12 protein-coding genes and 1 pseudogene are annotated in these 13,447 nt (G+C 67.5%); 8 read left to right on the top strand and 5 right to left on the bottom strand.

What is annotated here, in order from left to right; all coding sequences use genetic code 11:
• Positions 1–7: 7 nt before the first annotated feature.
• Positions 8–943 carry a DMT family transporter gene (locus AAHS21_RS03685; RefSeq protein WP_342926568.1) on the bottom strand — a complete coding sequence of 312 codons (936 nt, stop codon included), beginning with the start codon at positions 941–943 and terminating at the stop codon, positions 8–10.
• A 170-nt stretch (positions 944–1,113) separates the two neighbouring features.
• Here AAHS21_RS03685 and AAHS21_RS03680 point away from each other — a divergent pair, with 170 nt between their 5' ends.
• Complete coding sequence (locus AAHS21_RS03680) at positions 1,114–1,965, top strand: LysR family transcriptional regulator (RefSeq protein ID WP_342926319.1); 852 nt, start codon at positions 1,114–1,116, stop codon at positions 1,963–1,965.
• A 9-nt stretch (positions 1,966–1,974) separates the two neighbouring features.
• Here AAHS21_RS03680 and AAHS21_RS03675 read toward each other — a convergent pair whose 3' ends face one another.
• Both AAHS21_RS03675 and AAHS21_RS03670 read right to left on the bottom strand, forming a co-directional pair.
• Positions 1,975–3,393, bottom strand: a complete 1,419-nt coding sequence (locus AAHS21_RS03675) for an alpha/beta hydrolase domain-containing protein (protein WP_342926318.1) — start codon at positions 3,391–3,393, stop codon at positions 1,975–1,977.
• Positions 3,394–3,427: 34 nt separating this feature from the next.
• Positions 3,428–4,559: pseudogene (locus AAHS21_RS03670) on the bottom strand (sigma-70 family RNA polymerase sigma factor).
• Between AAHS21_RS03670 and AAHS21_RS03665 the strand changes: the two are divergent.
• From AAHS21_RS03665 to AAHS21_RS03650, 4 genes are all read left to right on the top strand, one after another.
• Positions 4,558–5,346, top strand: coding sequence for a lysophospholipase (locus tag AAHS21_RS03665; RefSeq protein ID WP_342926567.1), 789 nt, complete (start codon positions 4,558–4,560; stop codon positions 5,344–5,346). The pseudogene AAHS21_RS03670 and the gene AAHS21_RS03665 sit on opposite strands and share 2 nt — an antisense overlap.
• Positions 5,347–5,439: 93 nt before the next feature.
• Positions 5,440–6,189, top strand: a complete 750-nt coding sequence (locus AAHS21_RS03660; RefSeq protein ID WP_096283853.1) for a DUF2786 domain-containing protein — start codon at positions 5,440–5,442, stop codon at positions 6,187–6,189.
• Positions 6,186–6,707: a TIGR04338 family metallohydrolase gene (locus AAHS21_RS03655; RefSeq protein ID WP_342926317.1), complete on the top strand. Its 522-nt coding sequence runs from the start codon at positions 6,186–6,188 to the stop codon at positions 6,705–6,707. Before AAHS21_RS03660 ends, AAHS21_RS03655 begins: the two co-directional genes overlap by 4 nt.
• The gene (locus AAHS21_RS03650; protein ID WP_342926316.1) at positions 6,695–8,791 is read left to right on the top strand and encodes a beta-glucosidase; all 2,097 of its coding nucleotides are present in this window, start codon (positions 6,695–6,697) and stop codon (positions 8,789–8,791) included. Before AAHS21_RS03655 ends, AAHS21_RS03650 begins: the two co-directional genes overlap by 13 nt.
• A 35-nt stretch (positions 8,792–8,826) precedes the next feature.
• Here the strand turns inward: AAHS21_RS03650 and AAHS21_RS03645 are convergent, their stop codons facing one another.
• Positions 8,827–8,982 carry a metallothionein gene (locus tag AAHS21_RS03645; protein WP_090598597.1) on the bottom strand — a complete coding sequence of 52 codons (156 nt, stop codon included), beginning with the start codon at positions 8,980–8,982 and terminating at the stop codon, positions 8,827–8,829.
• A gap of 200 nt (positions 8,983–9,182) precedes the next feature.
• Here AAHS21_RS03645 and AAHS21_RS03640 point away from each other — a divergent pair, with 200 nt between their 5' ends.
• Entirely contained in the window at positions 9,183–9,848 is a 666-nt protein-coding gene (locus tag AAHS21_RS03640; RefSeq protein ID WP_342926315.1) for an O-methyltransferase, read from the top strand.
• A gap of 28 nt (positions 9,849–9,876) precedes the next feature.
• On the opposite strand, the gene ilvD is transcribed toward AAHS21_RS03640, so the two are convergent.
• On the bottom strand, positions 9,877–11,589 hold the full coding sequence (gene ilvD, locus AAHS21_RS03635; protein WP_342926314.1) for a dihydroxy-acid dehydratase: 1,713 nt from the start codon (positions 11,587–11,589) through the stop codon (positions 9,877–9,879).
• 99 nt (positions 11,590–11,688) lie between these two features.
• Between ilvD and AAHS21_RS03630 the strand changes: the two genes are divergently transcribed.
• Positions 11,689–11,979 carry a metal-sensitive transcriptional regulator gene (locus AAHS21_RS03630; protein WP_096283861.1) on the top strand — a complete coding sequence of 97 codons (291 nt, stop codon included), beginning with the start codon at positions 11,689–11,691 and terminating at the stop codon, positions 11,977–11,979.
• 140 nt (positions 11,980–12,119) lie between these two features.
• Positions 12,120–13,364 (top strand): MFS transporter, encoded by a 1,245-nt coding sequence (locus tag AAHS21_RS03625; protein ID WP_342926313.1) that lies wholly within the window; start codon positions 12,120–12,122, stop codon positions 13,362–13,364.
• Positions 13,365–13,447 lie beyond the last annotated feature (83 nt).

The following is a 13,447-nucleotide window of genomic DNA, read 5'->3' as shown; positions in this document are numbered from 1 at the left end:
GCCGTCACTACTCGGCCGCTGTGCAACCCACCATGTTGCGTGCCGCGGGCGCGAATTCCCGCTCGGGGCTTGGTGTCTGCACGCCGCGGTGCCGGTCGGCGGCCCGGCTGTTCAGCCAGCATGCCAGGCCACCGACGAGCAGTCCGATCGCGACTCCGACGTCCGGGCGCTGACCCAGCATCAGCCAGCTCAGCACCGCGGCGGCCGCCGGGATGATCGCGAACAGCATCGCCACCGCCGCCGCTCCGTGAATGCTGATGGCGCGCAGGTAAATGCTGACCGCGAGCGTCGCATTGAACAGCACCATGGCCGCGATCGCGGCCGCGGCTTTGCCCGCATCGTGCACGGCGAACGGTGTTAGCAGCGCGAGCGCCGCCGCGGGAATGAACGCCACGGAGTTTTGCACTGCACTCATCGTGCGGAAGTCGACGCCCTTGCAGAACCGCTGCTGATACACCCCGCCAGCCGAAAGGCCAAGCAGCCCAAGCAAAAGCAGCAACATGACTGGGTCGACGCCGTGCATGCCCATCAGTCTCCGCGCACAGGCGGCGAGTACCGCGGCGACGCCGAGAACCAGGGCGACGATCCGCAGCCGGCCAAGCGGCTCGCGCAGGAACAGCGTGGCCAGGATGGCCGTCATCACGGGATTCATCGCGATCACCACCGCGCAGAGCACCGCGGACGCCCCGAGCAGCAAGGCCTCGTACAGGCAGCAGAACTGCACGGCCTGGATCAGCAGGCCCGCGACGATGACATGACCGAACTGCGCGCCGCGTGGCCACGACGCCCGGGCCAGCAGGGCCCACGCCGCGAGGATGACGGCGGCGAATCCGAAGCGCAGCACCAGCACGGCCATCGGGGTCATCTCGGCCACCGCCAGGGCGCCGATGGGATACCCGATCGCATAGGTCAACGTCACCGCCGAAGCGGTACTCAAGGGCATGCGTGGCAGGTGCATGCCCCCATGCTTGCGAACGGCCACCTATTACGTCCAACGATTTTTGGCGATCAGAACCGATTACGATTGCTTATCGATTAAAGCCAGTTGGGCGCGTATTTACCGCTCAAACCTGAATAATTGATCATTTATCCTGATCGAACTAGGGTGACGGGATGGCCCAGGTACTCGAAATCGCGCCGCTGCGCAGCCTCGTCGCGGTGGCCGACTGTGGCGGATTTCACCGCGCGGCCGCCGCGCTGCACCTGAGTCAGTCCGCGGTCAGTCAGCACTTGCGAAAAGTCGAGAGTGTGGTCGGCGCGCCCGTGGTGGAGCGCTCCGGGCGAGGCGTCTTGTTCACCGAGATGGGTCAGCGGGTGCTGCGGCATGCACGCACGATTCTGGCCGCACACGACGCGGCGCTCGACGATCTCGGCGCGACCGAACAGAAGGTGCTTACGGTCGGCGCCACCGAGCACGGCGCCGACGTGATGCTGCCCGCCCTGACCCGCGTACTGCGCGAACGCCTGCCCGACCGACGGCCGCGATTCCGGCTGGACCGCAACGTTTCCCTGGCGGACGCGATCGACCGCGGGCTGGTGGACTTGGCGATCATGCTCGACGGATCCGGGCTGGATCGTGCTAATGCTTCGGGAATCGTTCAGCTGCAATGGGTTTCAGCGCGGACATTCAGTTTTCAGCAGGCAGGGCCACTGCCATTGGTGATCTATGCCGAACCGTGCACCCTGCGCGAGCCGGCCTTCGCGCTGCTCGAGAAGCATCGAGTCGACTACGAGGTGGTGGCCGAATGTGGTGATCTGGCCGGGCTTTACGCGGCGGTGCGCTCGGGTCTCGGGTTGGCTCTGCTGCCGAAGATCGACAAGCTTCCCGATGGCGTGTGCCCGGCCGAGGGCCTGCCGGCGCCCAATGCCGCCTCGATCCTGGTGCGTGGCCGCTCGGGCATCGACCCCGAGGTGCTGAGCACCGTCGACGCCGCGGTGCGCGACGTGCTGGCCGGCGAAAGATGAACGCGGACTTCAGGAATCGTCGCCGGGGTAGGTGGCGCTGGCCAGCTCGAGGATCTCGGCACGGTCTGCGGGCAGGATGAAGCCGGACCGGATGGCCGCATCCAGCGCCGTCATGAAACTGCCCAGGTACTGCGCGGCCCCGCCCGGGTAGAGCCGCCGCACGGTGGCCTCGTCGAAAGGCTCGCCCGAACCGAAGATCGCCGACATCACGTTCTGCGGCGCGTTGTCCCAGGCGCCGTCCCCCGACGTCCGGGCCAGCGGCACGTCTACCCACGGCGTCCGCAGGCCGCCGCGTGTGAGGCCGTTGCGATCCAGAATCGGTTGGGGCAGTTCGGCTTCGCTCATCTCAAGGGGAGGGGCAGCCGGCGCTGCGTGACCGGTCCGGACCCAAGTGGTCAGCGCCGCGATCGCCGCTTGTACGACATAGTGATGCTGCGGCGCGAAATTGATGTAATGGTCGAGTTGCTGGCCCATCAGCATGTTGGTGGGTGCATAGGCGGCCAGGATGTCCTGCAGTGGCGCCGAGCCGCTGTCGATCGGTGCCACCTGGATCGTGTAGTTGTCGGCGTGCGCGGCACCGGCGATCTCCCAGACCCGCAACCGCTCGTTGTCGGGTTGCCGGGCGAAGTAGTAGCCATGCCGCACGGCGCCGAACAGGTCGGTTTCGGTGATGATCGTCAGCAGCGGCACGCGCAGGTCGGCGCGGAAGTTGACGGCTTGGGGCACGTTCACCTGAAATTCGTCAAGGACCGAGCCGCCGTCCAGCGGTGCGGCGGAAGCGAATCGCGAATGCACCAAGAAGCCGTCGTAGACTCCAGCCAGCGGATCGACCGCGTTGACGTAGGTGGTCAGGAACATCGCCGATTGCGATTCGCCCAGGGCGACAACGTGTTCAGGCCGCAGGCCGCGCAGGATGTCGGCACTGCGGGCCAGCTCGCCGGTCTGCGAGAAGATGTCGAAGCTGAACGCATCGCCTGGGTGACTCAGTGCCGCATAGCGCGTCGGGTCCTGGCTCTTGAGCGACATGTCGAAACCGAGCAAACTGGCACCGCCGTCCACCCCGACCTTCTGCGCGGAGACCGCGACGTAGGCGTAGCCCGACCGGATGATTTCGCGGTGCGCCATCATCCACACCGCCGGTGCGTCGATGCCGCCACTGACGTTGAGCCACTCGACCAGCACGGTCCCGTTGAACCGCGCCGGATCAGACGGCGTGAGCACCACGACCCGGGTCGTGTAATCGACGGTGCCGGAAGGTGTTACGGTCCAACGGCCGTCGGGCTGCAATTCCGAGGCCGGCGCGTACGACGTGGCCGTGCCCGAGACGAAGAACTCTTCGGTGACATAGCCGAGGTCGCCGATATCGAAGCCGCCCAACAACAAGAGCGGCTTGCCGGACACCGGCGTGATGCTGGGGGATTCCGTCATGGGCGCAACCCTTCTCGGATCGGGGTCCGCCCCGTCACAGGGAGCGGGGCAGCCCGAACTTCGTGAACAAAGTGTCGTCCAGAAATGCAACCACATGCGACACCCCGTCGGTGCCGACATCGAGCACGTGCAGCTGGAACGGCACGTGCTGCGCGCCGGCCCGCATGTACATCGCCGCGGCGGGCTGCCCGTTGGCGATCAGCGGGATCATCCGCATGTCGCCGGGGTGTTCGGCGGGGCACTGCTGATGAATCAGGGTGATGATGGCCCGCGGGCCTTGATACCAACCGGTGTACGGTGGCATCTCCCACACCGCCTCGGCGGTGAACAGCTCGACCAGCCGGTCGATGTCGTAGGACTCGAAGGCTGCGATGTAGCGGGCCAGCAGGTCCTGCGCTTCGGACGAATCCGGCGGCGTCAGGCGGTCATTCGTGCTGGGCCCGACGGTTTCCAGCTGGGTCCGGGCCCGCTGCAGCAGGCTGTTGACCGCGGTCGGGGTGGTACCGATCGCGTCGGCCACCTCGGCGGACTTCCACTGCAGCACGTCGCGCAACAGCAGCACCGCTCGCTGCCGCGGTGAGAGGTGCTGCAGCGCAGCGACAAATGCCAACCGCACCGACTCGCGCGAGCCCACGATCACCGACGGGTCGGCCGGATCCTCGGTCATGTCGGGCAGCGGTTCCAGCCAGGGCACCTCACGGCGTTCCGCCAGTTCGGCGGTCGGGTCCGAGCTGGGCCCGCCGAGCCCGGTGGGCAGCGGCCGTCGCGAGCGGCCCTCCAGCGCGGTCAGGCAGGTGTTGGTGGCGATGCGGTGCAGCCAGGTGCGAATCGAGGACTTGCCTTCGAACCGGTCGTAGGCCTTCCACGCCCGCAACAGGGTCTCCTGCACCAGGTCCTCCGCGTCATGCAGGGAGCCGGTCATCCGGTAGCAGTGCGCCAGCAGCTCGCGGCGATACGGCTCCGCATGAGCCGAGAAATCGTCGTGGCCCCCGCCCGTGGCGGGGTTTTCTGCATCGCCGCAATTCTCCGCGAGCACGCTCACCCGACTGAGCCTACGCAGCGCCTCGGACAACACAGGCGCAGGAGCCATTACGCTGCCCCTAATGACTAGGACGACCCGTGACCCGCACTGAACGGAACTTCGACGGCCTCGGCGGCGTCCGTATCGTGTACGACGTCTGGACGCCGGATACCCCGCCGCGGGCCGTGGTGGTGCTGTCGCACGGTCTCGGCGAATATGCCCGCCGCTACGACCATGTCGCTCAGCGCTTCGAACAGGCCGGACTGGTCACCTACGCGCTGGATCACCGCGGGCACGGCCGCTCCGGCGGCAAACGCATGCTGGTGCGCGACGTGTCGGAATACACGGCCGACTTCGACACCCTGGTCGGTATTGCCACCCGCGAACACCCCGGCCTCAAAACCATCGTGCTCGGGCACAGCATGGGCGGCGGCATCGTCTTCGCCTACGGCGTCGAGCGCCCGGACAACTACGACCTGATGGTGCTGTCCGGGCCGGTGGTGGCTGCCCAGGACGCGGTGCCCGGGCTGGTGGCGTTCGCCGCCAAAGTCCTCGGCTCGGTGCTGCCCGGCGTGCCGGTGCAGGACCTCGACGTCGACGCCATCTCCCGTGATCCCGCCGTGGTGGCCGCCTACAAAGCCGACCCGCTCGTCTACCACGGAAAGATCCCGTTCGGTGTCGGCCGGGCGATGCTGGAAGTCAGCGAGACCATGCCGCAGCGCGCGCCGGCCCTGACCGCTCCGCTGCTGGTGGTGCACGGCGAATGCGACCGGCTGGTGCCCGTCGCCGGAAGTCGTCGGCTGGTCGAATGCGTGGGATCCACCGACGTCACGCTGAAGGTCTACCCGGGGCTCTACCACGAGGTCTTCAACGAACCGGAGCAGGATCAGGTGCTCGACGACGTCGTCGCCTGGATCACCGAGCGTCTGTGAGCGTTGAGCGAATTGTCGGGATGCTCCCGTAGTTTGGCGCTATGACCCGCGCCGGCGACGATGCAGAGCGGAGCGATGAAGAGGAGCGGCGCTATGACTGACGACAAAATGTTGGCGCGCATCGCCGCGCTGCTGCGTCAGGCCGAGGGCACCGACAACGCGCACGAGGCCGATGCCTTCATGACGGCCGCGCAACGGTTGGCGACGGCGGCGTCCATCGACTTGGCGGTCGCCCGTTCGCATTCGTCCAACCGCTCGGCGGCCCAGGCGCCGACGCAGCGGACCATCACGATCGGGGCGGCCGGCACCAAGGGGTTGCGGACCTACGTGCAGCTATTCGTACTGATCGCATCGGCCAACGACGTGCGCTGCGATGTGGCGTCGAATTCGACGTTCGTCTACGCCTACGGGTTCGCCGAGGACATCGACGCCAGCCACGCCCTCTACGCCAGCCTGGTCGTTCAGATGGTGCGCGCCTCGGATGCCTACCTTGCCTCGGGCGCGCACCGGCCCACCCCGACGATCACCGCTCGGCTGAACTTCCAGTTGGCCTTCGGGGCACGCATCGGCCACCGGCTGAGCGAGGCGCGCGAAGAGGCCCGGCGCGAGGCCACCAAGGACAGCAGCCGTCGGCCAGGAACCGCTATCGCATTGCGGGACAAAGATATCGAGCTGCACGATCACTATCGCAAGGCGTCCAAGGCGCGCGGCACATACCAGGTCAGCCGGGCGACAGCAGGATATTCGTCGGCGGCGCGGCGCGCGGGCGATCGGGCCGGCAAGCGGGCGCGGCTCGGCAACAGTACCGAGCTGCCCGGAGCGCGGAGCGCGCTGGGCACGTGACCGCCGGGGAGGCGCCGCAGCGGGATACCCAGCGCGCCAAGGTGTATGCGGCCGAGGAGTTCGTCCGCACGTTGTTCGACCGTGCCGCCGAGCACCGATCGTCGACCGTGGAGTTCTTCGGCACCCAATTGACGCTGCCGCCTGAAGCGCGATTCGGCTCGGTGGCCTCAGTGCAGCGCTATGTTGACCAGGTGCTTGCACTGCCGGCGGTACGCGAGCGGTGGCCCGAGGTGGCGCCACTGAGAGTGCGCGCGCGGCGGGCCGCCACCGCGGCTCATTACGAAAACTACGAGGACACAGGCATTATCGCGGTTCCTGACCGGCGCACTGCCGACTGGGCACTGCGCGAGCTGGTGGTACTGCACGAAGTGGCACATCACCTGTGCCAGGCGCAGCCGGCGCACGGTCCGGAGTTCGTCGACACGCTCTGCTCGCTGACGGCGTTGGTGATGGGGCCGGAGCTCGGGCACGTGCTGCGGGTGGTGTACGCCAAAGAAGGTGTGAAATGGGCGAATTAGCCGACCCGGACGCCCGGGCCCGTGACGTCGAAAGCCGGATGACCGACGACGAACGCTTCACGTTGCTGGTCGCGGTGATGGGGATGTCGGAATTGTGGCCACTGCCGGACGACCGCATCCCGCCCGGCACCCCGATGAGTGCCGGCTACGTGCCGGGTATTCCACGACTCGGTATCCCGGCGCTGCGGATGAGCGATGCCGGGCTCGGCGTCACCAATCCCGGCTACCGCGCCGGTGACACCGCGACCGCGCTGCCGGCCGGCCTGGCGCTGGCCGCCGGTTTCGATCCGGCGCTGGCGCATGCCGCCGGCTCCGTGATCGGCCGCGAGGCGCGCAGCCGTGGATTCAACGTGCAACTGGCGGGCGCGATGAACCTGGCGCGCGACCCGCGCAACGGCCGCAACTTCGAATACGTCTCGGAAGACCCGCTTTTGACGGCCACAATCACCGCCGAATCCGTCAACGGAATCCAGCAGCAGGGCGTGATCTCGACCGTCAAGCATTACTCGCTGAACTGCAACGAGACCAATCGGCATTGGCTGAACGCGATGATCGACCCCGACGCGCATCGCGAGTCCGACCTGCTGGCCTTTGAGATCGCGATCGAGCGGTCTGCCCCCGGCGCCGTGATGACCGCCTACAACAAGGTCAACGGTGACTATGCCTCGGCGAACGGGCTGCTGATCAACGACATCCTGAAAGACGCTTGGGGATATCGGGGTTGGGTCATGTCCGACTGGGGCGCCACGCCCAGCTGGGAGTGCGCGCTGTCCGGCCTGGACCAGGAATGTGGCGCCCAGATCGACACCGTGTTCTGGGGTGCGGAGGCATTCACCGAACCGCTGCGGTCCGCCTACGCCGACGGCAAACTGCCCAAAGAGCGCCTGTCCGACATGGTTCGGCGGATCCTGCGTTCGATGTTCGCGGTCGGTATCGACCGGGCCGCTCCCGAGCCGGATATGGCTGCCCACAACGAGATTGCGCTGCAGATCGCCCGCCAGGGCACCGTGCTGTTGCAGAACCGCGGGGTGCTGCCGCTGGCACCCGATGCCCGCATCGCCGTGATCGGCGGCCACGCGCAGCTGGGAGTTCCGACTGGCTGCGGCTCGAGTGCCGTCGTTCCTCCCGGCGGCTATGCGCAGGTGGTCCCGATCGGGGGAGCGGGTCTGACCGGAGGCACCCGAAATCTGTACCTGTTGCCGTCCAGCCCGGTCGAGGAACTCAGGAAGCAATTGCCCCACGCGCAGCTCGAGTTCGATCCCGGCCTCAGTCCGGCCGAAGCGGTGCTGGCCGCGCGCCGGGCCGACGTGGCGATCGTGTTCGGGATCCGGGTCGAGGGCGAGGGTTTCGACGGTGCCGACTTGTCGCTGCCGTGGGGCCAGGATGAGGTCATCGCCGCGGTCGCGGCCGCCAACCCGAACACGGTGGTGGTGCTGGAGACCGGTAACCCGGTGGTGATGCCGTGGCGAGATTCGGCGAACGCGATCCTGCAGGCGTGGTATCCGGGCCAGGCCGGCGGGCAGGCGATCGCGGAGATCGTTGCCGGACGAGTGAATCCGTCGGGGCGCCTGCCGATCACGTTTCCGGACGGACTGGACCAGACGCCGCGCCCGGAGCTGCCCGGCCTCGGCGCCGCGTTCGGCACACCGACCGCGATCGACTACTTCGAAGGAGCCGAGGTCGGCTATCGGTGGCTCGCCGGTAACGGGCACACGCCGTTATTCGCATTCGGTCATGGCCTGTCCTACACCAGCTTTGAGTACTACGACTTGGTGGTCACCGGCGGTGACACCGTCACGGCGAGTTTCAGCGTAGCCAACACCGGCGAGCGCAGCGGGGCGGATGTCCCACAGTTGTATCTGACTCACCAACGCCTGCGGTTGCTGGGATTCGAGCGGGTCGAGTTGGACCCGGGTGCGACGTGCCGGGTGACGATCTCGGCGGATCCGCGCCTGCTCGCCCGTTACGACGGCGGCAGCTGGCGGATCGAGCCGGGCCGATACCCGGTGGCGGTCGGCGCCTCGGCGGTCGCGGTTCGGCTGACCGCCGAGGTCGAGCTGGCCGGTCGTGCGTTCGGGCGCTGATAGGCACGTCGAACGCGACGACCGGCCGGCTGGATTTACTTGACGGGCACCAATGCCTCGCCGCAGGAGCAGCGGTAGTCCTCGTTCGCGCCCGAGCAGTGGCATGCGACCTCGATACGGACGCGACATCCGCATCCCTCGTGACCGCAAGTCAGCTGGGTCCCCTCGTCGTAGTGCGCCATATGTATCACCCTTGTCTGTTACGGGATCCGGTTGGTTTCACCGCAATCCAGTGGTTACCTTCCGTGGCTGCCCGACGAGCGGGCCGCCACACTTAATGTATACCCCATACGGGTATCTGGTAAAGCCTCGGCGGTGTGTCTGTTATCGATTGGATGTGCGACCAGGTGGGAGACGGCGCCCGGCGCCGCGTGCGGCTAGCGTGGATCGCATGACCGACAAACCCACCCCGCAGGACGTCGACGCCTTCTTGGACAGCACCGTGATCGGTGACGATCCGGCCTTGTCCGCGGCGCTGGAGGCCAGCAACGCCGCCGGTCTGCCGCAGATCGCGGTGTCGTGGCAGCAGGGCAAGTTCCTGTCGCTGCTGGCCGGTGCCATCCAGGCGCGCCGCATTCTCGAAATCGGCACCCTCGGTGGTTTCAGCACCATTTGGCTGGCGCGTGCGGTGGGCCCGGACGGACAGGTGGTGACGCTGGAATTCGAGTCCAAGCACGCCGACGTCGCCTGCGCCAATCTGAAGCGGGCCGACGTCGTCGATCGGGTCCAGGTGGTCGTCGGCCCCGCGCTGGAAACCCTGCGGACGCTGAACGGTGACCCGTTCGACTTGGTGTTCATCGATGCCGACAAGGAAAACTATCCCAAGTATCTGGAGTGGGCGGTCAAGCTGACCCGCGTCGGCGCACTCATCGTGGTGGACAACGTAATTCGGGAAGGCGAAATTCTGTCACCGGATTCCGATGACGAGAAAGTGGCCGCCACCCGTGAGACGCTGCAGCTGATGGGTGAGCACGCGCAGCTGGACACCGCGGTGATTCAGACGGTCGGAGCCAAGCACTGGGACGGCTTTGCCATCGCGTTGGTCAAAGAGCTCTGAACCGCGCCCGTACAGCGGCGAAAACCGGTTAGCCGCAGACCGCGCCGATCGCGGCCGAGCTAACCAACTTGACGTACTTGGCCAGCACGCCGGTCTTGTAACGCGGCGCAGGAGGCGTGAAACCACTTTGGCGAGAAGCGAATTCGGTCGCGTCGCCCAGCACGTCCAGCGTGCCGCCGGCCACATCGAGCCGGATCCGATCGCCGTCGCGCAGGAATGCGATCGGCCCGGCGTCCACTGCCTCCGGTGCGATGTGTCCCACGCACAGGCCGGTGGTTCCGCCGGAGAACCGGCCGTCGGTGAGCAACAGCACGTCCTTGCCGAGCCCGGCACCCTTGATCGCCCCGGTGATGGCCAGCATTTCGCGCATCCCGGGCCCGCCCTTGGGGCCCTCGTAGCGGATCACCACCGCGTCGCCCTTGGTGATGGTGCCGTCTTCGAGCGCGTCCAGGGCGGCCCGCTCGCCGTCGAAAACCCTTGCGGTGCCTTCGAACACGTCGGAGTCGAAACCGGCCGACTTGACCACCGCCCCCTCCGGGGCCAGGCTCCCACGCAGGATCGTGATCCCACCCGTCGGGTGGATCGGATCGCTCAGCGCGCGCAGCACCTTGCCGTCCGGATCGGGCGGTTCGATGGCGGCCAGGTTCTCGGCCAGGGTGCGGCCGGTCACCGTGAGGCAGTCGCCGTGCAGCAGCCCGGCGTCCAGCAGCGCCTTCATCATCACCGGGACGCCGCCGATGTGGTCGACGTGCGACATCACGTGCCGGCCGAACGGCTTGACGTCGGCCAGGTGCGGCACCTTGGACCCGATCCGGCTGAAGTCATCGAGCGTCAGTGCGACCTCGGCCTCATGCGCGATCGCCAGCAGGTGCAGCACCGCGTTGGTGGAGCCGCCGAACGCCATCACCACCGCGATCGCGTTCTCGAAGGCTTCCTTGGTGAGGATGTCGCGGGCGGTGATGCCGCGGCGCAGCAGTTCGATGACGGCCTGTCCGCTGCGCCGGGCGAACCCATCGCGGCGGCGGTCGGTGGCCGGGGGGGCGGCACTGCCGGGCAGTGACATGCCCAGCGCCTCGGCGGCGCTGGCCATGGTGTTCGCGGTGTACATGCCGCCGCACGCGCCCTCGCCGGGGCAGATCGCGCGCTCGATGGCGTCGACGTCCTCGCGCGACATCAACCCGCGCGAGCAGGCGCCGACGGCCTCGAACGCGTCGATGATCGTCACCTCGCGCTCGCTGCCGTCGGAGAGTTTGGCCACGCCCGGCAGGATCGAGCCCGCGTAGAGGAACACCGATGCCAGGTCCAGGCGCGCGGCGGCCATCAGCATGCCGGGCAGCGACTTGTCGCAGCCGGCCAGCAGCACCGAGCCGTCGAGTCGTTCGGCCTGCATCACGGTCTCGACGCTGTCGGCGATCACTTCGCGTGACACCAGGGAGAAGTGCATGCCTTCGTGGCCCATCGAGATGCCGTCGGAGACCGAGATGGTGCCGAATTCCAGCGGGTAGCCGCCGGCGGCGAACACCCCGTCCTTGACCGCCTTGGCCAGCCGGTCCAGCGAGAGGTTGCACGGCGTGATCTCGTTCCAGGACGAGGCGACGCCGATCTGCGGCTTGGCGAAGTCTTCGTCGCCCATGCCTACGGCACGCAGCATGCCCCGGGCGGCGGTCTTCTCCAGACCGTCGGTGACGTCACGACTACGGGGCTTGATGTCGGCTGTTGCCGCGTCGGTGTGCAGGGCCATTGATCAAGTATGCGCGGACATGACAAGCCAATTTCACGGGTTATACCCCGCTGGGGTATAGGGTATCATCGAGGTTTGACACGCCGCAGAGAGGCTGAGATGACGACTCCACACGGATACTCGCAGCAGAAGGACAATTACGCCAAGCGGCTGCGGCGCATCGAGGGCCAGGTGCGCGGCATCGCCAAGATGATCGAGGACGACAAGTACTGCATCGACGTGCTTACCCAGATCAGCGCCGTGAACAGCGCGATGCGGTCGGTGGCGCTGAACCTGCTGGACGAGCACCTGGGACACTGTGTGACCCGCGCCGTCGCCGAGGGCGGCAGCGACGCCGACGAGAAGCTGGCCGAGGCGTCCGCGGCCATCGCGCGTCTCGTTCGTTCCTGATCGGTGACGTAGTTGAGACCGGTGTTGCGGTCCTAAGTTGGCCGAACCCGTTGTTGAGGTGCGTACGGTAAGGCAGTGTGATCGCATTAGGCACGACAACCCAGGAACTGGGGAACCCGGCCGATACCGTATCCCACGCCATGACTGCCGAAACCGGAACAGCCGCCGCCACCGCGCGAACGTGGACGCCACGGATCGCCGTGCAGCTGGCGGTGCTGGCAGCGGCGGCCTTCATCTATGTCACGGCCGAGATTCTGCCGGTGGGCGCGCTGTCCGCGATCTCCCGCGACCTGCATGTCAGTGTCGTCTACGTCGGCACCCTGCTGACCTGGTATGCGCTGGTCGCGGCGCTGACGACGGTTCCGCTGGTGCGCTGGACCGCCCACTGGCCGCGCCGGCGCGCGCTGCTGCTCAGTCTGACCTGCCTGACCGCCTCGCAGGCCATCTCGGCGCTGGCACCCACCTTCGGGGTGCTGGCGGCCGGGCGCGTGCTGTGCGCGTTCACGCACGGCCTGCTGTGGGCGGTGATCGCCCCGATCGCCACCCGGCTGGTGCCGGCCAGCCATGCGGGCCGCGCGACGACCTCCATCTATGTCGGGACCAGCCTGGCTCTGGTGGTCGGTAGCCCGCTGACGGCGGCGTTGAGCCTGATGTGGGGCTGGCGGCTGGCGGTGGTGTGTGTGTTGGTCGCGGCCGTCGTCGTGACGATCGCGGCCCGGGCGATGCTGCCGCAAATGGTGCTCACCGAGGACCAGCTGGCCTGCGTCGGCCCGCGGTCGCGTCACCACCGCAACCCGTGGTTGATCACGGTCAGTCTGCTCGCGATGGTCGCGGTGACCGGCCACTTCGTTTCCTACACGTACATCTCGGTGGTGATCCGCGACGTCGTCGGCGTGCGCGGACCGAACCAGGCCTGGCTGCTGGCTGCGTACGGTTTGGCGGGCCTGCTGTCGGTGCCCCTGGTGGCGCGGCCGCTGGACCGGCGGCCCCGGGGCGCCATCATTCTGTGCATGGCCGGGTTGACCGTAGCGTTCGTGGTGCTGACCGCGCTGGCGTTCGGCGATCGCACCACCACCGTGGCGAGCGCGCTGATCGGGACCGCCGCGATCGTGCTGTGGGGCGCGATGGCCACCGCGGTGTCGCCGATGATGCAATCCGCCGCGATGCGCAACGGCGCCGACGATCCCGACGGCGCGTCCGGTCTGTACGTGACGGCGTTCCAGGTGGGCATCATGGCCGGCTCACTTGCCGGTGGCCTGTTGTACGAGCACAGCGTGGCCACGATGCTCACCGCATCGGCGGGTTTGATGGGGATCGCGCTGGTCGGAATTGCGGTCAACCGGCGGATGCTGGACGTTGCTCCGGCAAGCTCACGCGATTCCTAGCTAAGCAGTTCACCGGGCCTAAACCCGGGCCAAAGCGGTGTCGCGGCCAGCCCGGATTAGGTAGCTGGTGGCGTCGCTATGCC

The sequence above is a fragment of the Mycobacterium sp. 050272 genome, from assembly GCF_039023525.1.
Taxonomy (GTDB): Bacteria; Actinomycetota; Actinomycetes; order Mycobacteriales; family Mycobacteriaceae; genus Mycobacterium.
The sequence above is the reverse complement of the archived record's forward strand: the minus strand, read 5'-3'. Positions and strand labels throughout refer to the sequence as shown.

Bases quoted from the DNA above. Each gene is read 5' to 3' on its own strand.
- AAHS21_RS03640 (WP_342926315.1), top strand. From the start codon at position 9,183: ATGACCGACAAACCCACCCCGCAGGACGTCGACGCCTTCTTGGACAGC.
- AAHS21_RS03650 (WP_342926316.1), top strand. From the start codon at position 6,695: ATGGGCGAATTAGCCGACCCGGACGCCCGGGCCCGTGACGTCGAAAGC.
- AAHS21_RS03685 (WP_342926568.1), bottom strand. From the start codon at position 943: ATGCCCTTGAGTACCGCTTCGGCGGTGACGTTGACCTATGCGATCGGG.
- AAHS21_RS03680 (WP_342926319.1), top strand. From the start codon at position 1,114: ATGGCCCAGGTACTCGAAATCGCGCCGCTGCGCAGCCTCGTCGCGGTG.
- AAHS21_RS03675 (WP_342926318.1), bottom strand. From the start codon at position 3,393: ATGACGGAATCCCCCAGCATCACGCCGGTGTCCGGCAAGCCGCTCTTG.
- AAHS21_RS03630 (WP_096283861.1), top strand. From the start codon at position 11,689: ATGACGACTCCACACGGATACTCGCAGCAGAAGGACAATTACGCCAAG.
- AAHS21_RS03625 (WP_342926313.1), top strand. From the start codon at position 12,120: ATGACTGCCGAAACCGGAACAGCCGCCGCCACCGCGCGAACGTGGACG.
- AAHS21_RS03660 (WP_096283853.1), top strand. From the start codon at position 5,440: ATGACTGACGACAAAATGTTGGCGCGCATCGCCGCGCTGCTGCGTCAG.
- ilvD (WP_342926314.1), bottom strand. From the start codon at position 11,589: ATGGCCCTGCACACCGACGCGGCAACAGCCGACATCAAGCCCCGTAGT.